Origin of the sequence: Burkholderia sp. MSMB1498 (genome assembly GCF_001526245.1) — a bacterium.
Taxonomy (GTDB): domain Bacteria; phylum Pseudomonadota; class Gammaproteobacteria; order Burkholderiales; family Burkholderiaceae; genus Burkholderia; species Burkholderia savannae.
Window position 1 is genome coordinate 21,978 of sequence record NZ_LOYJ01000121.1, and the last position, 21,541, is coordinate 43,518.

Sequence of the window (21,541 nt, forward strand, 5' to 3'; positions counted from 1 at the left end):
CGATATCGTCTGACGAACATGATCCCGCGGCAATCGCCCGATCAGCCGACGCCGAAGCGAAGCCGGCGACACGAGCGTCAGCAGCCGCAGCGCTGCGCCGCCGCCGCGTCATGCATGCACGATCGGCAACGCGCGCCCCGGTTCGCGAATCCTACGCACGACCGAACCGACCGTCCCGCGCGACTTCACGTTCGCGCCCGCCTTCGCGTTCGCGCTCAGTCGCCTTCGAACGCCGCGCGCAGCGCGCTCGCCGCGTCCGCATGCGCGAGCCGCACTTCGGGCACGAAACCGCCCATCTTGAAGAACTCGTGAATCATCCCCGAGTACGCGACGAGCGTCACCCGGTTGCCCGCCGCGCGCAGCTTGTCCGCGTATGCGTCGCCCTCGTCGGACAGCGGATCGTACTCCGCCGTCGCGATCCACGCGGGCGCGACGCGCTCGAAGGAAGGCGCGCCGCGCGTGCCGTCGAGCGGCGCGAAGCGCCAGTCGTCGCGATCCGACGCGTCGCGCACGTAATGCTCGAAAAACCACTGGATCGTGTCGGCCGACAGCAGATAGCCCTTCGCGAGCCGCGCGTGCGACTCGGTCTGCTGGTGCCCCGTCGTCCCCGGATAGATCAGCAGTTGCAGCGCAAGCGCAATTCCACGATCGCGCGCGAGCACCGCGCACACGGTGGCGAGCGTGCCGCCCGCGCTGTCGCCGCCGACCGCGAGCCGCTCCCGGTCGACCCCGAGGCTCGACGCGTGCGCGTGCAGCCACACGAGCGCATCCTGCGCGTCGTCGATCGCCGTCGGGAACTTATGCTCCGGCGCGAGCCTGTAATCGACCGACAGCACCGCACAGCGCGCGTCGCGCGCGAACATCCGGCACAGCGCGTCGTGCGTGTCGACGCTGCCGACCGTGAAACCGCCGCCGTGGTAGTAGACGAGCGCGGGCAGCGGCTCGGCCAGACTCGGCTCGACGGGCAGATAGAGCCGCGCGCCGAACGCGCCGCCGTCGCGCGCCGGCAAGCGCAGGTCCTCGACCGAAAACATCGGCGCGGGCGCGACGTCGAGGATCGGCGCGCTCTTCTCGTACGCCGCGCGCGCCTGCGCGGGCGTCTGTTCGTGATAATCGGGACGTTTCGCGCGCTCGATCATGTCGAGCACCTGCGCGATCTTCGGATTCAGCGGCATCGTGAGGGCAAACGGCGAGCAGGCGGCGCAAGCGCGCCGGCGAAAAGGCTTGGAACGAGCACCGTATGATGCCACGGCCCGTCACACGGGCGCGACAAGCTGCTTGCCGACATTGCGTCCTTTGAGCAACCCGAGCGGCGCGCCGGGCGCGCGCTCGATCCCTGCGCGGTCGTCTCGCGACAATGCAGCTTCTTCTGCGCGACGAGCGATGCGAACTGCGCGAGCGCCTCCGGCCACACGTCGAAGCGCTCGGACACGATGAAACCCTGCATGAGCAGCCGCTGGCGCAGGATCAGCGCTGCGTTCGCGAGCGGCACCGACGCGCCGCCGTACACCGCGATCATCCCGCACATCGCGATGCGGCCGAACGGATTCATCAGCGCGAGCGTCGCGTCGAGCACCGCGCCGCCGACCTTCTGGAAATAGCCGTCGACGCCGTCCGGCACGACGGCCGAGAAATCGTCGGCGAGCCGGCCGGCCTTGTAGTCGACGCACACGTCGAAGCCGAGCGGGTCGACGATGTAGCGGCACTTGTCCGCGCCGCCCGCGATGCCGGGCACGCGGCAGCCGGCGAGTTGCCCCGCGAGCGGCCGCATCGCGAAATACGATTTTCCGGCATTCATCTGCTTGCGCATGCACGGACCGATCGACACGAAATGGTTGCACACGCGCACCTCGCCGTAAGCACGTGACGTTTCGACGGACGAGAAAATACCGACGTTCGCGCCGCGCCCGGCACGAGACACAAGCAGGCTCCGCCGCCTGACCTGCGACATCGCCCGGCTCCTTGTCGATGATCGGTGAGATCCAGCCTGACAGATGGCACTCGGTGCCCGGCCATCGGCCAACGTCCGGTCCACGCGATGCCTGTCTGTGTCTCAATGTCACGCCCCAAGCCCAATCCGATCGATCAAGACGGGCGGCGTACCTATCAAACGTTCCAATTTCGCGACGGCGAGATTCCGACCGCCCGTCTGGTCAGCCACGTGTTCGACTTCGCCGATTACCGGCAGGCCTTCCGCACCGTCGGATGCGACATTGCGCACCAAACGATGGCGCCGCTCGAAACGCCCAATTGCAAGGTGCTGCTTCGGCTGGCCGACATTCATTGACCGACGGACATGCGATGAGCAAATCAACTGTGATCTTTGACATCGACGGCGTGATCGTCGACAGCGAACAACTGCATTTCGACGTGCTGCGCGCGCTCGCGCCGGAGCAAACAGAACGCTTCAGCCCGCAGGAGCTCATCGGCCTGAGCCTGGAGAAAACGCTCGAGCACATCCAGGTGCCCGCCGACCGTCGAACAGAAATCTTGAGTCGAGCCGTCGACACCTACCGGTCGAAACTGAGTACGCATTACCTGCGCCCCGGTGTCTCGATGCTGACGGCGGCACTGGAAAGGCAACGCATCCGGTTCGGTTTCGGTTCGACCGCCCCACGCGACGTGTGCCTCGCCAATATCGCGCTGCTCGGCCTCGCGACGCCGATCCAGCTGATTTCCGGCGACGACGTGCCACGCACCAAACCGCACCCCGACCCCTATCTGGCGATGCTCGAGCAACTGGGGGCGCAGGCCGGCGACGCGATCGTGATCGAGGACACCGACCTCGGTATCCGCTCGGCCACGCTTGCCGGCATCGCGAAAGTGTACGCATGGCCGCACGCGCTGTCCGCGCAACAGCGTTACGACGAAGCCACCGCGGTGATCAATCGACTGAGCGACATCGCAGACTTCCAATCGCTGAGCCTGTCCGATTCGCTCCCCTCCTCGCACTCCGGCAACGCGTTTTAAGGTACCGATCGTGTCTGAATTGCATATTTCCGCACCCGCGCGCGAACCGGTATCGGCCACGCGCAAAGCCTTCTTCATCGCCGGATGCAGCCTCGCGAGCTGGGCCCCGCTGATCCCATTGACCAAGCAGCGCCTGCAGATCGAGAACGGCGCGATGGGAGCGGTACTACTCGCTTTCGGCCTGGGTTCGCTTCTGATGATGCCGATATCCGGCATGCTGGCGGCCCGCTACGGCTGCAGGCGAATTTTCGCGCTCGCGGTGCTGCTCGTATTGGCGACGCTGCCGGCGCTGGTGTCGCTAAATGCCGCACTGCCGCTCGCGGGAGTGCTGTTCCTCTTCGGCGCCGGCATTGGGGCGATGGACGTCGTCGTCAACATCCATGCAGTCGCCACGGAGAAACGCGTGCAAAGACCGATCATGTCCGGCTTTCATGCCCTCTTCAGCCTGGGCGGCATCGTCGGCGCGGGTGTCGTCAGCGCTCTGCTGGCGTTGGGTGCGACGCCGTTGTTCGTCGTCGTGCTGGAACTGCTGTTCATCGGGCTGTTGACGCTTTCCACTTGGAACGGTCTGTCCAACGAAGCAGAACGCGGCGATACCCCTTTTTTTGTCCTGCCGCACGGCAGCGTGATCGTCTTGGGATTTCTCTGTTGCGTGGCCTACGTCATGGAAGGATCAATGCTCGATTGGAGCGGCATCCTCCTGAGCAGTCAGCGGGATCTCGACGTCAATCGAGCCGGACTAGGTTATACGCTGTTCGCCGTCACGATGACCACGGGGCGTTTTTTCGGCGACAAGGTCGTCGGCCTGTTCGGCACGAAACGCGTGTTCATCGGCAGTGCGCTGCTCGCGACGTCCGGGTTCGTCCTGCTGGTGTCCAGCAGTTCCCTGTGGATGCTTGCCGCGGCGTTCTTGTTGATCGGCCTGGGCGTCGCCAATATCGCTCCGATGTTGTTTACGGCCTCCGGCAACCAATCCGCGATGCCGGACTCGCACGCGGTCGCGGCCGTCTCCACACTGGGTTACTCCGGCATTCTGATCGGCCCGGCCATGATCGGCGGGCTTGCGCACGCACTCTCTCTCGCCGGCGCATTCGTCTGCGTCACGCTCCTGTCCACGACGCTCTTTCTCGGCGCGCGGGCGTTCCGTCTCGATTGACCGATCTGCGCCGCGTGTCATGAGGCGCACAGCGTGTGGGCTTCAGCGAATACGCTTTCGCCTCCGTTTCGCATCGCGGCCCGCGTGAGCGGCGCCACGATCGTGCGTCGGTCGCGCCGGGGCCGCCCCGTGCATCGTCTGTCGCGTCGCGGCCGGGGCGCGCGAGCGCCCCAGACGGACGCCGGGCGCCCCCGAGCGACTGACCGCCCGTGCTCACGCGTCGCTCGGGCCGGGATGCGCGCCCGGATCGGTGCGGGTGCGCTGCCGCGCGATGTCGCGGCCGACCGCGAGCCGCTTCATGTACTTGAACGTGCCCAGCGCCTTCGCGACGAAGTTGCCCGCGCTGTCGCGAACCTCGCCCTCGCAGTACGCCATCGTCGTCGAGCGATGCAGCACGCGGCCGTACGCGCGCAGCTCGCCGCGCCCCGGCTGCATGAAGTTCACCTTCATCTCGACCGTGACGACGCCGACGCCGTCGTCGGTCAGGCTGCGCGCGGCCATCGCGAGCGCGACGTCGGCGAGCGTCATCGTGACGCCGCCGTGCGCGATGTTCCACGTGTTCATGTGCTGCTCGGCGAGCGGCAGTACGATCTCGCTCGCGCCGTCCTTCGCGCAAACGAGCTGCACGCCGAGCGCGTCGACGAACGGGCTTTCGATCGCCGGCTCGCGGCCGGTCGTGGCGGAGCCGGCGCTCATCGCGCTTCGTCGACGAGGTAGTCGATGCACTCGCGGCTCTCGCGCACCGCGCCGACGAACTTCTTCACTTCCTCGTGCACCGGATGCCCCTGGTACGCGTCGAGCGCGGCCTTGTCGGCGAAGTCGGACACGAGCACGACGTCGCAGGTCGCCTCGAGGCCGGGCGTCGCGAGCCCGACTTCGAGATGCAGCAGCCCCGGCACGATGCCGCGGCACGCTTCGAGCTTCGCCTTGAGCTTCTGCGCGTTCTGCGCGCGAGTCGCGCCTTCGGCCGATTCCTTCAGTTTCCAGCTTACGATGTGTCTGATCATGATGTCCGTGGTTCTTCGCAGTCGTTCGTCAATTCCGCCTCGCCGGCGCGCGGCCCTGCTTCCGATGCGTGCAGCCGCTCGCATGCGGCGCCCGCCGGAGCAATCGGCGCTCGCGGCGACGGCGCCCCGAAGTGCGGCGACATCCGCCGAGCCGAGACAGACAGCAAGCCTACCAAACTTATCGATTCCGATGGGTCTTGCGCGAGCCCGGCGAGGCGAAGACGCGCGGGCGGCCGCGAAACGCGCGACAGATCCGGCGCCCGTCGCCCGGCAGGCATGACGCCGCCTTGTGCGGCGCACGAAACCGCGTCCGGTTCGCCACGGCGCGCCGCCGCGCGATCGCCGCCGGCGGCTGCCGCCTGCCGTGCGGCCGACAGGACGCTGGCTAATCGCGTCGCTCGTCCTATACTGATTTTTGCCTGACGATAGCCGCGTCGAACGCCGACTGCGCGCATCGCCGCGCGATCGGGCATCCGGATGCCGATTCCCGCGGAACGTCGAATCCTGTCGAAGACGCCGCCGCCCGACACTCGAATGACGCCCGGATACATCGGAGACGGGAGCGATGCGACGTCCGCGGTTGGTCCGCACATGCTCCACCTGAATGCAAGGAGCGCAAAGTGTTCCCCAAGGAATCGACGATCCGGATGCTCATCGAGCGCTGGGATCGCCACTACTCGACCGTTTTGGGCGTCAAGTCCGCCACCGAACGGTCCGAACGGATTGCACGCGATTTGTACTTGGTGCGAAACGCCGGCTTTGGCGGCGTTCAGGCGCCGCCGAATCTGCCCGGCAATCTTGTCGACAAGGACGACGAGATCATGGCCTGTGTCGAGCACTATTTTCTGACGCGGGATTGGGTCGCGAACGGCAAGTACCCGGCATGGGAAGCACGCACGCTTTCCGGCATCTACCATCTCGGCAAGAGGGTCGGGATCGCGCCCCGGCACAACAAGGAGAAGCCCGTCACGCCCGCGTCGCCGTTGCAGCGCGTGCTTCAGGTGGAAGGCATCAAAGACGGAACGATCGACCGCAAGCTTGCGGGCATACAGTCGCCCCTCGTGAAAAAACCGCCGAAATACTAGTGGAAAGGCCGCCGAAATCCGACTGATCGGCGCGCCGAGCCGAGCGACGGCGCATCGCGCGGGCCAACCGGCGGCCCCGTCACGCGGGCCAACCGATCGAGCGCGCCGCATGCGTCGCAGGATGAAAAAGATCACACGGCGCGCGTTCGGCTCGATGTGCAACGAACCGCCGCGCGCCCGCGTGCTCGAACGCCCGCCGGCGAGACCGGGGCCGCCATGCGCGATGCCCGCGCCGCATCGCGCGATGCAACGCCTGCGCGACATCCGCCGCTGCGCGCGCGTTCGGCCCGCCCTCGCCCCGCCCGTCTCGGCCGCAATACGCGATCAAGCGCTCGATGCGCTCCGGTCCGGCATGCGCGCTTCGATCGCCGGACCGTGCATCGGCGGGCTCGGTTCGATGCCGAGCGCCCGCCGCTTCTTCAACGCAGCGGCGAAATGCGCGAGCGACGGCAGAAACCCGCCGCGCTCGTTCGAACCGGCAATGCCGTCGAACGGATCGCCCTCGGCCCGCGCGCCGCCGTCAGACCACTTCGAACAACCCCGCCGCGCCCTGCCCGCCGCCGATGCACATCGTCACGACGACGTACTTCGCGCCGCGCCGCTTGCCTTCGATCAGCGCATGGCCCGTGAGCCGCGCGCCCGACACGCCGTACGGATGGCCCACCGCGATCGCGCCGCCGTTCACGTTCAGGCGATCGTCGGGAATCCCGAGCGTGTCGCGGCAATAGAGCACCTGCACCGCGAACGCCTCGTTCAGCTCCCACAGATCGATGTCGGACACCTTGAGCCCCGCCTGCTTCAAGAGCTTCGGCACCGCGTAGACGGGCCCGATGCCCATCTCGTCGGGCTCGCAGCCGGCAACCGCGAAGCCGCGGAAGATGCCGAGCGGCGCGAGCCCTTCGCGCTGCGCGAGCGTCGCGTTCATCACGACGCACGCGGCCGCGCCGTCGGAGAACTGGCTCGCGTTGCCTGCGGTGATCACGCCGCCCGGCAGCGCCGGACGAATCTTCGCGACGCCCTCGAGCGTCGTATCGGCCCGGATGCCCTCGTCGGCCGCGAGCGTCACTTCCTTCGTGTAAAGGCGGCCCGTCGCCTTGTCGGCGACGCCCGCGCGCACGGTGATCGGCACGATCTCGGCGTCGAAGCGCCCCGCCGCCTGCGCGGCCGCCGCGCGAAGCTGCGAATTCGCGCCGTACTCGTCCTGGCGCTCCTTCGAGATGCCGTAGCGCTTCGCGACGTTCTCGGCCGTCTGCAGCATCGTCCAGTAGATCTCCGGCTTGTGCGCGTCGAGCCAGCCTTCGCGCAGCATGTGCCGGTTCATTTCGTTCTGCACGCACGAGATCGACTCGACGCCGCCCGCGACGAACACGTCGCCCTCGCCCGCGATCACGCGCTGCGCGGCGAGCGCGATCGTCTGCAATCCCGACGAGCAGAAGCGATTGACGGTCATCCCCGGCACGCCGACGGGCAGCCCCGCGCGCAGCGCGATCTGCCGCGCGATGTTCGCGCCCGTCGCGCCTTCGGGGTTCGCGCAGCCGATCAGCACGTCCTCGACGCGCGCGGGATCGAGCTTCGCCCGCTCGACGGCGGCCGCGACCACGTGGCCGCCGAGCGTCGCGCCGTGCGTCATGTTGAACGCGCCGCGCCAGGATTTCGCGAGCCCGGTGCGGGCGGTCGATACGATTACGGCTTCGGTCATCCGAGTCTCCTGATTCTGAATGCTGAGTGTCGATGCGATGAAATGGGTCGAGGCGGCGTTCGCGAAGCGGCGCTTACGGATTGACGTCGGCCGACTGCACGCGCGCGACGCCCGCCGCGGCGAGCGAGGCCCACGCGCGCGCGAGCGAGCCGTCGAGATCGATCGCGCGGCACGCGTCCTCGATCACCGCCGCGTCGAAGCCCGCCGCGCGCGCGTCGAGCGCGGACCACGCGACGCAATAATCAGTCGCGAGTCCGCAGCACCACACGCGCTTCACGCCGAGCTCGCGCAGATAGCCGGCGAGGCCCGTCGGCGTCTTGCGATCGGCTTCGACGAACGCCGAGTAGCTGTCGACGGACGCGTCGCGCCCCTTGCGGATCACGAGCCGCGCATGCGGGATGTCGAGATCGCGATGCAGCGCCGCGCCTTGCGTGCCCTGCACGCAGTGCACGGGCCAGAGCACCTGCTCGCCGTACGGCAGCGCGATCGTCGAGAACGGCGCGACGCCCGGATGGTTCGCCGCGAACGACACGTGATCGCGCGGATGCCAGTCCTGCGTCAGCACGACCTGATCGAAGCGCGCGGCGAGGCGGTTGATCGCCGGCACGACTTCGTCGCCGCGCGCAACCGCGAGCGCGCCGCCCGGCATGAAGTCGTTCTGCACGTCGATCACGAGTAGGACATCGTCGGTGCGCTGCATCGTGGTGCTCCGTCAATGGGCGACGCCGCCGCGCGTCACGCGTTGAAACCGCGTCCGCTCGCGGCGAGCTCGGCGATCGACGGCGCGATCTGCCACGCGTCGCCGTTCGCGCGCTGCGCGTAGCCGCGCATCGCGCGCTCGACGTTGTAGAGGCCGACCGTGTCCGCGTACAGCATCGGGCCGCCGCGCCAGAGCGGGAAGCCGTAGCCCGTCAGGTAGACCATGTCGATGTCGGACGCCTTCGACGCGATCTTCTCCTCGAGAATCTTCGCGCCTTCGTTGACGAGCGCGTAGACGAGCCGCTCGACGATCTCGTCGTCGCCGATCTTGCGCCGCTCGACGCCGCGCTCCTTCGAATACGCGACGACCATCTCGTCGACGAGCTTCGACGGCTTCGCGTTGCGCTCGCCCGGCACGTAGTCGTACCAGCCCGCGCCCGTCTTCTGGCCGAAGCGGCCCTGCTCGCAGAGGCGATCGGCGATCTTCGAGTAGTGCAGATCCGGCTGCTCGACGTAGCGGCGCTTGCGAATCGCCCAGCCGATGTCGTTGCCGGCCAGGTCGCTCATCCGGAACGGCCCCATCGCGAAGCCGAACTTCTCGATCGCGCGATCGACTTGCGCGGGCAGCGCGCCTTCCTCGAGCATGAAGAGCGCCTGGCGGATGTACTGCTCGATCATCCGGTTGCCGATGAAGCCGTCGCACACGCCGGACACGACCGCCGTCTTGCGGATCTTCTTCGCGAGCTGCATCACGGTCGCGAGCACGTCCTTCGCGGTCTTCTCGCCGCGCACGACTTCGAGCAGCTTCATCACGTTCGCCGGGCTGAAGAAGTGCATGCCGACGACGTCCTGCGGGCGCTTCGTGAATGCGGCGATCTTGTTCACGTCGAGCGTCGACGTGTTCGATGCGAGGATCGCGCCCGGCTTCGCGACTGCGTCGAGCCGCGCGAACACCTGCTCCTTCACGCCGAGCTCCTCGAACACCGCCTCGATCACGAGATCGGCGTCCTTCAGATCGTCGTACGACAGGGTCGGCCTGACGAGCGCCATCCGCGCGTCGAGCTTTTCCTGCGTGAGCTTGCCCTTCTTCACCTGCGCGTCGTAGTTCTTGCGGATCGTGGCCAGCCCGCGATCGAGCGCGTCCTGCTTCGTCTCGAGCAGCGTGACGGGCAGGCCCGCGTTCAGGAAGTTCATCGTGATCCCGCCGCCCATCGTGCCCGCGCCGATCACCGCGACCGATTTGATCTCGCGCACGGGCGTGTCGGCCGGCACGTCGGGAATCTTGCTCGCCGCGCGCTCGCCGAAGAACGCATGGCGCAGCGCGCGGCTCTCGGGCGTCTGCACGAGCGCAATGAAGCAATCGCGCTCGAACGCGAGCCCCTTGTCGAAGCCTTGCAGCACGCCCGCCTCGATCGCGTCGACGCACTTGTGCGGCGCCGGATAATGCTGCGCCACCGCCTTCACGCTGTTGCGCGCGAACTGGATGAAGCCCGCCGCGTTTTCGTGAACGATCTCGCGGTCGCGCACGCGCGGGTGCGGGCCGCCTGCAGCACCCGCCTTGCGCGCGAACGCGACGGCCGCGTCGAGCAGATCGCCTTCGACGAGCGCGTCGAACAGGCCGCTCTTCGCGAGCTGCTCGGACGGCACGGGCGCGCCGGAGACGATCATGTTCAGCGCGGTCTCGAGACCGACCGCGCGCGGCAGGCGCTGCGTGCCGCCCGCGCCCGGCAGGATGCCGAGCTTCACTTCGGGCAGCGCGATCTGCGCGCCGGGCGACGCGACGCGGTAATGCGCGCCGAGCGCGAGCTCGAGGCCGCCGCCCATCGCGACGCTGTGAATCGCGACGACGACGGGCTTGCCGCTCGCCTCGACGGCGTCGATCACGGTGTGCAGCGTCGGCTCCTGCAGCGCCTTCGGCGTGTTGAATTCGGTGATGTCCGCGCCGCCCGAAAACGCGCGGCCCGCGCCCGTGAGCACGATCGCCGCAACGGACGGGTCGCGCTGCGCGCGCTCGAGCCCTGCCATGACGCCGAGCCGCGTCGACAGGCCGAGGCCGTTGACGGGCGGATTGTTGAGCGTGATGACGGCGACGCCGTCGCGAGTCGTGTAGTCCACTGCCATCTGCCTGCCTCCATGCGTATGCGCGGCCGGTGCGGCGGCGCCAGCTGTGATGCGGTCATTGTCCGCCAACGGCCGGAAGGCCGCGCGGTCGATGCGCCATTTTCTGAGTGTCGAGAAACAGAGGCAGGATACCTCAAAAAAGAACGGTCGTTCAATTTAGTGATGGCCCGCACCCCGACCGGCCGGCGCGGGCCGGCGGGCGGGTCGTCCGGCGCGCTTACGCGTCGACGGCCGTCGGCAGCACGTGGTGCCGGAACTGCTCGCGCAGCTTGAGCTTTTGCAGCTTGCCCGTCGCCGTGTGCGGCAGCGCGTCGACGAACGCGACATCGTCCGGAATCCACCATTTCGCGACCTTGCCGACGTAGAACGCGAGCAGTTCCTCGCGCGTCACGTCCATCCCGGCGCGCCTGACGACGACGAGAAGCGGCCGCTCGGTCCACTTCGGATGCGCGCATGCGATGCACGCGGCCTCGGCGACGGCCGGATGCGCGACCGCGACGTTCTCGACGTCGATCGAGCTGATCCACTCGCCGCCCGACTTGATCACGTCCTTGCTGCGGTCGGTGATCTGCAGGAAGCCGTCGGCGTCGATCGTCGCGACGTCGCCCGTCGGAAACCAGCCGTCGACGAGCGGCGACGCGTCGCCCCCGAAATAGCGGTCGATCACCCACGGCCCGCGCACCTGAAGATCGCCGAACGCGACGCCGTCCCACGGCAGCTCGCGGCCGTCCTCGCCGACGATCCGCATGTCGATCCCGTAGATCACCCGGCCCTGTTTCTCGAGCAGCCGCCGCTGCTCGTCGGCGCCGCGCTGCGACTGCGCCCAGTTGAGCTTGGACAGCGTGCCGAGCGGCGACAGCTCGGTCATCCCCCACGCGTGGATCACCCGCACGTCGTAGTCGTCCTCGAACGCCTTCAGCATCGACGGCGGACACGCGGAGCCGCCGATCACCGTGCGCTCGAGCGTGGAGAAGCGCACGCCCGCCTCGCGCATGTACGCGAGCAGGCCGAGCCACACCGTCGGCACGCCCGCCGAGAACGTCACGCGCTCGGCCTCCATCAGCTCGTACAGCGACTTGCCGTCGAGATCCTTGCCCGGCAGCACGAGCTTCGCGCCCGTGAGCGCCGCCGTGTACGGCAGCCCCCACGCGTTGACGTGGAACATCGGCACGACGGGCAGCGCCGCGTCGAGCGACGACAGCCCCATCGCGTCGGGCAGCGCCGCGCCGTACGCATGCAGCACCGTCGAGCGATGCGAATAGAGCGCGCCCTTCGGGTGGCCCGTCGTGCCGGACGTGTAGCAGAGCGACGACGCCTGCCGCTCGTCGAGGAGCGGCCACGCGTAATCGCCGTTCTGCGCGCCGACGAGCGTTTCGTAGCAGAGATACGGCGTCGCGCCCTTCGGCAGGTGCGCGTCGTCCGTCATCGCGATCCAGCCCTTCACGTTCGGGCATTGCGGCGCGAGCTGGTCGACGAGCGGCGCGAAGGTCAGGTCGAACAGCACGTACTGGTCGTCGGCGTGATTGACGATGTACGCGATCTGCTCGGGAAAGAGGCGCGGATTGATCGTGTGGCAGACGGCGCCCATCCCGCTGATCCCGTAATACGCCTCGACGTGCCGGTAGCCGTTCCACGCGAGCGTTCCAATCCGGTCGCCCGCACCAGCGCCCAGGCGGATCAGCGCCTGCGCGAGCCGTTTGGAACGCGCTTCGCAATCGCGATAGGTATAGCGGTGAATGTCGCCCTCGACGCGTCGCGACACGATCTCGACGTCGCCCGCATGCCGCGCCGCATGCGCGATCAGCGACGACACGAGAAGCGGCATATCCATCATCTGGCCCAGCAACGGCTTACCCATCGTTTTCCTTCTCCCTGAATTATTTTTCCGATACGGTCTGCTGCGAACGGCTCGACGGCGTGCGGGCGGCTCCGAGCGCCCCGCGCGGCGCGGACTTACAATATCGGCTAACTTACAGATCAGCAATATGTCGTTTTCCACAAGCGAAGCCGCACCGGCCGCCCCTCTCCCCGATCTCGCCGCGACGCTCGCCGCGCCGCGACGCGACGCGTTCGCACAGCTCGGCGGCGCCTTCCTGACCCGGCTGCCCGCCGCGCCGCTGCCCGCGCCGTACGTCGTCGGCTTCTCCGACGACGCGGCGCGCACGCTCGGCCTCGATCCCGCGCTGCGCGACGCGCCCGGCTTCGCCGAGCTGTTCTGCGGCAACCCGACGCGCGACTGGGCGCAGGCGTCGCTGCCGTACGCATCGGTCTACTCGGGCCACCAGTTCGGCGTGTGGGCGGGCCAGCTCGGCGACGGGCGCGCGCTCACGATCGGCGAGCTCGAGCACGACGGCCGCCGCTACGAGCTGCAACTGAAGGGCTCGGGCCGCACGCCGTATTCGCGCATGGGCGACGGCCGCGCGGTGCTGCGCTCGTCGATTCGCGAATTCCTGTGCTCGGAGGCGATGCACCATCTCGGCATTCCGACGACGCGCGCGCTCGCCGTGATCGGCTCGGACCAGCCGGTGATCCGCGAGGAAATCGAAACGTCGGCGGTCGTCACGCGCGTCGCGGAGAGCTTCGTGCGCTTCGGCCATTTCGAGCACTTCTTCGCGAACGACCGGCCCGACCTGCTGCGCGCGCTCGCCGATCACGTGATCGAGCGCTTCTATCCGTCGTGCCGCGACGCCGACGATCCGTATCTCGCGCTGCTCGCCGAAGCGACGCGGCGCACCGCCGAGCTCGTCGCGCAATGGCAGGCGGTCGGCTTCTGCCACGGCGTGATGAACACCGACAACATGTCGATCCTCGGCGTGACGATCGACTACGGTCCGTTCGGCTTCATCGACGCGTTCGACGCGAAGCACGTCTGCAACCACTCGGACACGCACGGCCGCTACGCGTACCGGATGCAGCCGCGCATCGCGCACTGGAACTGCTTCTGCCTCGCGCAGGCGCTCTTGCCGCTCTTCGGCCTCGAGCGCGACGCGCCGAACGAAGACGCGCGCGCCGAGCGCGCGGTCGAGGACGCGCACGCGGTGCTCGGCCGCTTTCCCGACCAGTTCGGCCCCGCGCTCGAGCGCGCGATGCGCGCGAAGCTCGGCCTCGAGCGCGAGCAAGAAGGCGACGCGGCGCTCGCGAACCAGTTGCTCGAGATCATGGATGCGAGCCATGCCGATTTCACGCTGACGTTCCGCCGCCTCGCGCGCGTGTCGAAGCACGACGCGAGCGGCGACGCGCCCGTGCGCGATCTCTTCATCGATCGCGACGCGTTCGACCGCTGGGCGAACCTCTACCGCGCGCGCCTGTCGGACGAAGCGCGCGACGACGCGCATCGCGCGGCCGCGATGAATCTCGCGAATCCGAAATACGTGCTGCGCAACCATCTCGCGGAAACGGCGATACGCCGCGCGAAGGAGAAGGATTTTTCAGAAGTCGAGCGCCTTGCGGCCGTGCTGCGCCGCCCATTCGACGAGCAGCCGGAGCACGACGCGTACGCGGCGCTGCCGCCCGACTGGGCGAGCGCGCTCGAAGTGAGCTGCTCGTCGTGACGCCGCCAAGCCGTGACGCCGCGTGCCGTGCGACGCCGCACGGCCGCCGCGGACGTCGCGCATGAATCCATCAGGAGAATCGAAGATGTCAGGAGATCGAGACGACAAGCGTTATCCGTATCAAAAGGATGACGCCGAGCTACGCCGCCGCCTCACGCCGCTGCAATACGAAGTCACGCAACATGCGGCGACCGAGCGGCCGCACACGGGCGAATACACGGATACCGAGGACGCGGGGATCTACCACTGCGTCGTCTGCGGCACCGCGCTCTTCGAATCGGGCGCGAAATATCATTCGGGCTGCGGCTGGCCGAGCTACTTCAAGCCGATCGACGGCGAGGTGATCGACGAGAAAATGGACTACACGCACGGAATGACGCGCGTCGAAGTGCGCTGCAACCAGTGCGGCGCGCATCTCGGCCACGTGTTCGAGGACGGCCCGCGCGACAAAACCGGATTGCGGTACTGCATCAACTCGGCTGCGTTAAACTTCGAGGCTAAACCCGAGCGGACATGAGCCCGCGCAGGCCGACGAGCCGGCCTGCGCACACGCCGCGACGGGCGTCCCTACAACGGTGGCGGGCCCCATGCCCGCCACGCAGCCGCGAGCACCATGAAATTTCTGTTCGATCTGTTCCCGATCATTCTGTTCTTCGCCGCCTTCAAGCTGTGGGGCATTTTCACCGCGACGGCCGTCGCGATCGCCGCGACCCTCGCGCAGGTAGCCTGGGTCGCGTTCCGCCACCGGAAAGTCGACACGATGCTGTGGGTGAGCCTCGGCGTGATCGTCGTGTTCGGCGGCGCGACGCTCGTGCTGCATGACGAGAAGTTCATCCAGTGGAAGCCGACCGTCCTCTACTGGCTCTTCGCCGCCGGCCTCTGCGCCGCGCGCTATGTGTTCGGCAAGAACCTGATCGAGAAGATGATGGGCAAGCAGCTGACGCTGCCCGAACCGGTCTGGGACAAGCTGAACCTCGCCTGGGCCGCGTTCTTCGCGGCGCTCGGCGTGACGAACCTGTACGTCGTGCGCAATTTCACCGAATCACAGTGGGTCAACTTCAAGCTGTTCGGCACGACGGGCGCGATCGTCGTCTTCGTGATCCTGCAAAGCCTCTGGCTCGCGAAATACCTGAAGGACGAATGACGATGAGCGAGACCTTCCTCTACGCGACACCTGCCGAGCGCATCGCGCTCATCGAGGCGCGTCTATCCGCCGCGCTCGCGCCCGAATCGATCGACGTGCGCGACGACAGCGCGCAGCACGCGGGCCACGCGGGCGCCGCCTCGGGCGGCCACTACACGGTCACGATCGTGTCGGCCGCGTTCGCCGGCAAGAGCCGCGTCGCGCGGCACCGGCTGGTGTATGATGCGCTCGCCGATGCGATGCAACGCGGCATCCACGCGCTTGCGATCGTTGCGTACACGCCAGAAGAATATCCAGCGCCTTCCCGTTCTCAATAAGTCCGCCTCATTAGGAACTTCCCGATGATCCTGAAATTTCCCCGCCTGTGGGCCGCGGCAGCCGCTCTCGCGGCCGCTCCGGCTTTCGCCCAGAACATCGCCGTCGTGAACGGCACGCCGATTCCGAAGTCGCGCGCCGACGCGATGATCGCGCAGCTCGTCCAGCAAGGTCAGCAGGACACGCCGCAGCTGGAGCAGGCGGTGCGCCAGGAGCTCGTCAATCGCGAGATCCTGATGCAGGAGGCGATCAAGCGCGGCATTCCGAATCGTCCTGACGTGAAGGCGCAGATCGTCGTCGCGCAGCAGACCGCCGTGCTGCGCGCGCTGATCGAAGATTTCCTGAAGAAGAACCAGCCGAGCGACGCCGAACTGAAGGCGCGCTACGACGAGCTCGTGAAAAACGCGGCCGGCCGCGAATATCACCTGCACCACATCCTCGTCGAAAACGAGCAGCAGGCGAAGGACCTGATCGCGAAGATCAAGGGCGGCGCGAAGTTCGAGGATCTCGCGAAGCAATACTCGAAGGACCCGGGCTCGGCGAAGAACGGCGGTGATCTCGACTGGTCCGATCCGAAGGCGTACGTGCCGGAATTCGCGGCGGCCGCGCAGCAGTTGCAAAAAGGCCAGATGACGGATACGCCGGTGAAGACGCAGTTCGGCTGGCACATCATCCGCGTCGACGACATCCGCAGCATCACGCCGCCGCCGTTCGAGCAGGTCAAGCAGCAGATCGCGCAGCAGATGGTCCAGCAGAAGCTGCAGGCGTTCGAGGAAGGCCTGCGTCAGCAGGCGAAGATCCAGTAACGCCGCATCGCGCCGGATACGAGAAAGCCGCTCCTCGGAGCGGCTTTCTTTTTGTCCGCGCGCGCGCGCCGGATTGCCGGGCCGACGAGCGGCATGTGCGGCGCGCCCGCGCGCTCGCGTGCCGTTACGCGTAGAACGACGCGTGATACCGGACTTCGCCCGCCGGGCGCGGCATGGCGTCGTCGAACGACAACGCCGTCAGGTATTCGGGCGACGCGTGCGGAAACGCGATGTCGCCCGCCGGCCCGAAGCCGAAGCGCGCGTAATAGGCGGGATCGCCCAGCACGACGCACCCGCGCGCGCCGATGCGCCGCAGCGCATCGAGGCCGGTGCGCACCAGTTTCGCGCCGATGCCCTGCCGCCGGCAGCCGGGCAGCACCGCAAGCGGCGCGAGCCCGTACCAGCCAGCGCCCTTCGTGCCGATCGTCGCCGGCGAAAACGCGACGTGGCCGACGATGCGACGCTCGCGCTGCGCGACGAGCGATACGCTCAGGCAACCGTCCGCGCGCAGCGCATCGACGATGCGCCGCTCGAACTGTCCGCCGTGCGGCTCGCCCGCGAATGCGGCGGCGATCACGCCGGCGATCGCCTCGACGTCGGCCGCGCGCTCGTCGCGCGGCGTGACGGCGTGGCGGCGCCGGCCGGCTGCGGGCCGATCGTCATCGCGTCAGCCGAGCCAGCGGCGCGCGTTGCGGAACACGCGCAGCCACGGGCTCGCTTCGCCCCAGCCTTCCGGATGCCAGCTCATCGTCACCGTGCGATGGACGCGCTCCATGTGCGGCATCAGCACCGTGAAGCGGCCGTCCGCCGTCGTCACCGACGTGATGCCGGCAGGCGAGCCGTTCGGGTTGAACGGATAGCGCTCGGTCGCGTTGCCGCGATGATCGACGTAGCGCATCGCAATCGCGACGCGGCTTTGATCGCCCTGCTGCGAGAAATCAGCGAAGCCTTCGCCGTGCGCGACCGCAACCGGAATCCGCGAGCCCTCCATGCCGGCGAAGAAGATCGACGGCGAGCTTTGCACTTCGACGAACGAGAAGCGCGCCTCGAACTGCTCGGACTTGTTGCGCGTGAACTTCGGCCAAGCCTGTGCGCCCGGGATCATCGACGCGAGGCTCGACATCATCTGGCAGCCGTTGCAGATGCCGAGCGCAAACGTGTCGGGACGCGCGAAGAACGCGGCGAACATGTCGGCGAGCTTGTCGTTGAAGCGGATCGTCTTCGCCCAGCCCTCGCCCGCGCCCAGCACGTCGCCGTACGAGAAGCCGCCGCAGGCGACCGCGCCCGCGAAATCGGCGAGCGTCGCGCGGCCCGCGAGCAGATCGCTCATGTGAACGTCGTGCGCGTCGAAACCCGCGCGATCGAACGCGTACGCGGTTTCGAGATGCGAGTTCACGCCCTGCTCGCGCAGGATCGCGACGCGCGGACGCGCGCCCGTCGCGATGAACGGCGCGGCGACATCCTCCGCCGGATCGAACGTCAGCACGGGCGCGAGGCCCGGATCTTCGGCGTCGAGGATCGCGTCGTATTCGGCGTCCGCGCCGGCCGGATTGTCGCGCAGCCGCGCGATCCGCCAGCTCACTTCGGCCCACGCGCGCTGCAGCTCGACGCGCGGCGCTTCGTAGATCTTCTTCGCGTCGCGGTACACCTCGATCGCGTCGGTCTCGTTGACCGCGCCGATCACGTGCGAGCACGCGGACAGGCCGTGCTCGCGCAACGCGCCGAGCACCGCGTCGCGGTCCGCCGCGCGCACCTGGACGACCGCGCCGAGCTCTTCGGAGAAGAGCGCGCGAATCGTGCGGTCCTCGCGGCGGCCGCTCGTCTGCTTCGCCCAGTCCTTCGCGTCGCCGTAGTCGGATTCGTGCTGCGCATCGAGCGTCAGCATGTCGACGTTCAGCGACACGCCCGCGTGCCCCGCGAACGCCATTTCGCAGACGGTCGCCCACAGGCCGCCGTCCGAGCGGTCGTGGTACGCGAGCAGCAGGCCCTGCGCGTTCAGCGCCTGGATCGCCGCGAAGAAGCGCTTCAGGTCTTGCGGATCGTCGACGTCGGGCGTCGCGTCGCCGACCTGCTGCGAGACCTGCGCGAGAATGCTGCCGCCGAGACGGTTCTTGCCGCGGCCGAGATCGATCGCGATCAGCGCGCTCGCGCCGACTTCCGCGACGCGGCGCAGTTGCGGCGTCAGATGGCGGCGCACGTCGTCGACGGGCGCGAACGCCGAGATGATCAGCGACACCGGCGCGACCACTTCCTTCGCGACGCCGCTCTCGTCCCACTTCGTCTTCATCGACAGCGAATCCTTGCCGACCGGAATGCCGATGCCGAGCGCGGGGCACAGCTGCATGCCGATCGCCTTCACGGTGTCGAAGAGCTTCGCGTCCTCGCCTTCGGTGCCGCACGCGGCCATCCAGTTCGCGGACAGCTTCAGCTTGTCGAGCGACGCGATCGGCGCGGCGGCGATGTTCGTGATCGCCTCGCCGACCGCCATCCGGCCGGACGCGGGCGCGTCGATCACGGCGAGCGGCGTGCGCTCGGCCATCGTCATCGCTTCGCCGCTGAAGCCCGCGTAGTCGAGCGCGGTGATCGCGCAATCGGCGACGGGCACCTGCCACGGGCCGACCATCTGGTCGCGCACCGACGTGCCGCCGACGGTCCGGTCGCCGATCGTGATGAGGAACGACTTGCTCGCGACGGTCGGGTGCTTCAGCACGTCGCGCGCGACGTCGGCGAGCGACATGCCCGTCACGTCGACGCCCGCGCGCTCGACGGCGACGCGCGCCACGTCGCGGTGCATGCGCGGCGGCTTGCCGAGCAGCACTTCCATCGGCATGTCGACCGGATATTCGGCCGCGCCCGCCGCCTCGTCGTCGACGAGCTGAAGCTGGCGCTCGTCGGTCGCGACGCCGACCACCGAGAACGGGCAGCGCTCGCGCGCGCAGATCGCCTCGAAGCGCGGCAGGTCCGCCGGCGCGATCGCCAGCACGTAGCGCTCCTGCGCCTCGTTCGACCAGATCTCGCGCGGCGACAGGCCCGACTCCTCGAGCGCGACCTTGCGCAGCTCGAAGCGCGCGCCCTTGCCCGCGCCGTCGACGATTTCGGGAAACGCGTTCGACAGGCCGCCCGCGCCGACGTCATGAATGCTGAGGATCGGGTTTTGATCGCCGAGCTGCCAGCAGCCGTTGATCACTTCCTGCGCGCGCCGCTCGATTTCCGGGTTGCCGCGCTGCACCGAATCGAAGTCGAGCTCGGCCGTGTTCGCGCCCGTGGCCATCGAGCTTGCCGCGCCGCCGCCCATGCCGATGCGCATGCCGGGGCCGCCGATCTGGATCAGCAGGGAGCCGGCCGGCACGTCGTGCTTGTGCGTGTGCTGGTCGGCGATGTTGCCGATGCCGCCCGCGATCATGATCGGCTTGTGATAGCCGCGCACCTGGCCGCCGACGTTCTGCTCGTACACGCGGAAGTAGCCGCCGAGGTTCGGGCGGCCGAATTCGTTGTTGAACGCGGCGCCGCCGAGCGGGCCGTCGATCATGATCGAAAGCGGCGACGCGATGCGGTCGGGGCGGCCGTACGGCGCATGCTGCTCGCTCGCGTCGCGCTCGCCGACGGGCTGCGCGGCGTCGCGTGCGTTTTCCCACGGCTGGCGTGCGCCCGGCAGGTCGAGGTTCGACACCGTGAAGCCCGCGAGGCCCGCCTTCGGACGCGCGCCGCGGCCCGTCGCGCCCTCGTCGCGAATCTCGCCGCCCGCGCCGGTCGCCGCGCCCGGGAACGGCGAGATCGCGGTCGGGTGGTTGTGCGTCTCGACCTTCATCAGCGTGTGCGTGAGCTCGGTGTGGCGGCCGTAGCGCTCGCCGGGCTCGCCGGCCGCGTTCGCGCCGCGCGGGAACCAGCGCTCCGCCCGCGCGCCCATCATGATCGACGAATTGTCCGAATACGCGACGATCGTGCCTTGCGGGCTCAGCTTCTCGGTGTTGCGGATCATCGCGAAGAGCGACATGTCCTGTTCTTGCCCGTCGATCGTCCACTGCGCGTTGAAGATCTTGTGGCGGCAGTGCTCGCTGTTCGCCTGCGCGAACATCATCAGCTCGACGTCGGTCGGGTTGCGCTCGAGCTTGCCGAACGCGTCGACGAGGTAGTCGATCTCGTCGTCGGCGAGCGCGAGGCCGAGCTCGACGTTCGCGCGCTCGAGCGCGCCGCGGCCCTGCGCGAGCACGTCGACCGTCGCGAGCGGCTTGGCCGGCAGCTCGTCGAACAGGTGCCGCGCGTCGTCGCGCGAGCCGACGACGCTTTCCGTCATCCGGTCGTGCAGCGCGGCCGCGACGGCCGCGCGCGCGTCGGCGGCGAGCGCCTTCTTCGCGCCGACGCCGAGGATGCCCGCCTTCAGGGTCACCGTGAACTCGATCCCGCGCTCGATCCGGCGCACGCGCGCGAGGCCGCAGTGCTGCGCGATGTCGGTCGCCTTGCTCGCCCACGGCGACACGGTGCCGAAGCGCGGCAGCACGACGAAGGTCTCGGTCGCGCCCTTCTCGGCGGCCGGCTCGAACGGCGCGCCGTAGTGCATCAGCGCGTCGATGCGCGCGTTGTCGTCCGCCGCGAGCGGCTCGTGCGCGTTGACGAAATGCAGATACTGGCCGCGGATCGCGACGATGTCGCCGTCGATTTGCTTGAGCGCGTCGAGCAGGCGGGTTTGACGGAAATCGGAAAGCGCCGAAGCACCGGGAAAACACGAGAAGTGAGCCATGGGCTGGACTGACGTCGATGAGTCGCGCAAGCTGGCGACGTGGGGCGTAAGGAAGGCCGTAATTATACCCGGAAGTCGACCGCCGAACGGCCGCTCGCATGCGCCGCGCGCGCCGGCCCGACGCCGCGGCGCACGCATCGCGCCGGCCGGCGCGCGTCATTTGGCGCTATCATGCGCGCTTCACCGGGCCGGGCACGGCCTGCCACGCAAGATCCTCCATCGGGCCGGAAGCGGCGCCCGACATCGAATC

The 21,541-nt window shown here is 68.4% G+C and carries 17 protein-coding genes and 2 pseudogenes; 9 read left to right on the top strand and 10 right to left on the bottom strand.

The window, feature by feature from the left end; translation table 11 throughout:
* Nucleotides 1-215: 215 nt before the first annotated feature.
* Entirely contained in the window at nt 216-1,175 is a 960-nt protein-coding gene (locus WS91_RS28335; protein ID WP_038744607.1) for an alpha/beta hydrolase, read from the bottom strand.
* An 81-nt stretch (nt 1,176-1,256) separates the two neighbouring features.
* Nucleotides 1,257-1,951 (bottom strand): annotated as a pseudogene (locus WS91_RS28340) (zinc-binding dehydrogenase).
* Between the two features lie 105 nt (nt 1,952-2,056).
* On the opposite strand from WS91_RS28340, the gene WS91_RS28345 reads away from it, so the two are divergent.
* Genes WS91_RS28345 through WS91_RS28355 form a run of 3 tightly spaced genes read left to right on the top strand, consistent with a single transcriptional unit; the run spans nt 2,057 to nt 4,126 of the window.
* Nucleotides 2,057-2,287 carry a hypothetical protein gene (locus WS91_RS28345; RefSeq protein ID WP_059671462.1) on the top strand — a complete coding sequence of 77 codons (231 nt, stop codon included), beginning with the start codon at nt 2,057-2,059 and terminating at the stop codon, nt 2,285-2,287.
* A 14-nt stretch (nt 2,288-2,301) separates the two neighbouring features.
* On the top strand, nt 2,302-2,970 hold the full coding sequence (locus WS91_RS28350; protein WP_059671463.1) for an HAD family hydrolase: 669 nt from the start codon (nt 2,302-2,304) through the stop codon (nt 2,968-2,970).
* A 10-nt stretch (nt 2,971-2,980) separates the two neighbouring features.
* Nucleotides 2,981-4,126 carry an MFS transporter gene (locus WS91_RS28355; RefSeq protein WP_059671464.1) on the top strand — a complete coding sequence of 382 codons (1,146 nt, stop codon included), beginning with the start codon at nt 2,981-2,983 and terminating at the stop codon, nt 4,124-4,126.
* Nucleotides 4,127-4,339: 213 nt separating this feature from the next.
* On the opposite strand, the gene WS91_RS28360 is transcribed toward WS91_RS28355, so the two are convergent.
* Together WS91_RS28360 and WS91_RS28365 are read right to left on the bottom strand one after the other, a co-directional pair.
* Nucleotides 4,340-4,822 carry a PaaI family thioesterase gene (locus WS91_RS28360; protein WP_038744612.1) on the bottom strand — a complete coding sequence of 161 codons (483 nt, stop codon included), beginning with the start codon at nt 4,820-4,822 and terminating at the stop codon, nt 4,340-4,342.
* Nucleotides 4,819-5,133: a Dabb family protein gene (locus WS91_RS28365; protein ID WP_059580732.1), complete on the bottom strand. Its 315-nt coding sequence runs from the start codon at nt 5,131-5,133 to the stop codon at nt 4,819-4,821. The genes WS91_RS28360 and WS91_RS28365 overlap by 4 nt, the downstream gene beginning before the upstream one ends.
* A gap of 620 nt (nt 5,134-5,753) precedes the next feature.
* Between WS91_RS28365 and WS91_RS28375 the strand changes: the two genes are divergently transcribed.
* Nucleotides 5,754-6,218 carry a hypothetical protein gene (locus WS91_RS28375; protein ID WP_038744615.1) on the top strand — a complete coding sequence of 155 codons (465 nt, stop codon included), beginning with the start codon at nt 5,754-5,756 and terminating at the stop codon, nt 6,216-6,218.
* A 520-nt stretch (nt 6,219-6,738) separates the two neighbouring features.
* On the opposite strand, the gene WS91_RS28385 is transcribed toward WS91_RS28375, so the two are convergent.
* The 4 genes from WS91_RS28385 to WS91_RS28400 all read right to left on the bottom strand — a co-directional run bounded on the left by WS91_RS28385 (nt 6,739) and on the right by WS91_RS28400 (nt 12,595).
* Nucleotides 6,739-7,917: an acetyl-CoA C-acyltransferase gene (locus WS91_RS28385; protein WP_059580720.1), complete on the bottom strand. Its 1,179-nt coding sequence runs from the start codon at nt 7,915-7,917 to the stop codon at nt 6,739-6,741.
* A 73-nt stretch (nt 7,918-7,990) separates the two neighbouring features.
* Nucleotides 7,991-8,617 (bottom strand): bifunctional nicotinamidase/pyrazinamidase, encoded by a 627-nt coding sequence (gene pncA, locus WS91_RS28390; RefSeq protein ID WP_038744618.1) that lies wholly within the window; start codon nt 8,615-8,617, stop codon nt 7,991-7,993.
* 35 nt (nt 8,618-8,652) lie between these two features.
* On the bottom strand, nt 8,653-10,737 hold the full coding sequence (locus WS91_RS28395) for a 3-hydroxyacyl-CoA dehydrogenase NAD-binding domain-containing protein (protein ID WP_059671467.1): 2,085 nt from the start codon (nt 10,735-10,737) through the stop codon (nt 8,653-8,655).
* Nucleotides 10,738-10,954: 217 nt separating this feature from the next.
* Entirely contained in the window at nt 10,955-12,595 is a 1,641-nt protein-coding gene (locus WS91_RS28400) for a 3-(methylthio)propionyl-CoA ligase (protein WP_038744621.1), read from the bottom strand.
* A gap of 127 nt (nt 12,596-12,722) precedes the next feature.
* Here WS91_RS28400 and WS91_RS28405 point away from each other — a divergent pair, with 127 nt between their 5' ends.
* The 5 genes from WS91_RS28405 to WS91_RS28425 all read left to right on the top strand — a co-directional run bounded on the left by WS91_RS28405 (nt 12,723) and on the right by WS91_RS28425 (nt 16,553).
* A complete protein-coding gene (locus WS91_RS28405; RefSeq protein WP_038744622.1) occupies nt 12,723-14,288 on the top strand; it encodes a protein adenylyltransferase SelO in 1,566 nt (521 codons plus the stop codon).
* 85 nt (nt 14,289-14,373) lie between these two features.
* Nucleotides 14,374-14,805: a peptide-methionine (R)-S-oxide reductase MsrB gene (gene msrB / locus WS91_RS28410; protein ID WP_038744624.1), complete on the top strand. Its 432-nt coding sequence runs from the start codon at nt 14,374-14,376 to the stop codon at nt 14,803-14,805.
* Nucleotides 14,806-14,901: 96 nt separating this feature from the next.
* Nucleotides 14,902-15,432, top strand: coding sequence for a septation protein A (locus WS91_RS28415; protein WP_038744625.1), 531 nt, complete (start codon nt 14,902-14,904; stop codon nt 15,430-15,432).
* Nucleotides 15,429-15,749, top strand: coding sequence for a BolA family protein (locus tag WS91_RS28420; RefSeq protein WP_081989352.1), 321 nt, complete (start codon nt 15,429-15,431; stop codon nt 15,747-15,749). The genes WS91_RS28415 and WS91_RS28420 overlap by 4 nt, the downstream gene beginning before the upstream one ends.
* Before the next feature lie 24 nt (nt 15,750-15,773).
* On the top strand, nt 15,774-16,553 hold the full coding sequence (locus WS91_RS28425; RefSeq protein WP_038744626.1) for a peptidylprolyl isomerase: 780 nt from the start codon (nt 15,774-15,776) through the stop codon (nt 16,551-16,553).
* Nucleotides 16,554-16,677: 124 nt separating this feature from the next.
* On the opposite strand, the pseudogene WS91_RS28430 reads toward WS91_RS28425, so the two are convergent.
* Together WS91_RS28430 and purL are read right to left on the bottom strand one after the other, a co-directional pair.
* Nucleotides 16,678-17,181: pseudogene (locus WS91_RS28430) on the bottom strand (GNAT family N-acetyltransferase); the annotation flags it as partial.
* Nucleotides 17,182-17,220: 39 nt separating this feature from the next.
* Nucleotides 17,221-21,291, bottom strand: coding sequence for a phosphoribosylformylglycinamidine synthase (gene purL / locus WS91_RS28435; protein ID WP_059671468.1), 4,071 nt, complete (start codon nt 21,289-21,291; stop codon nt 17,221-17,223).
* Nucleotides 21,292-21,541 lie beyond the last annotated feature (250 nt).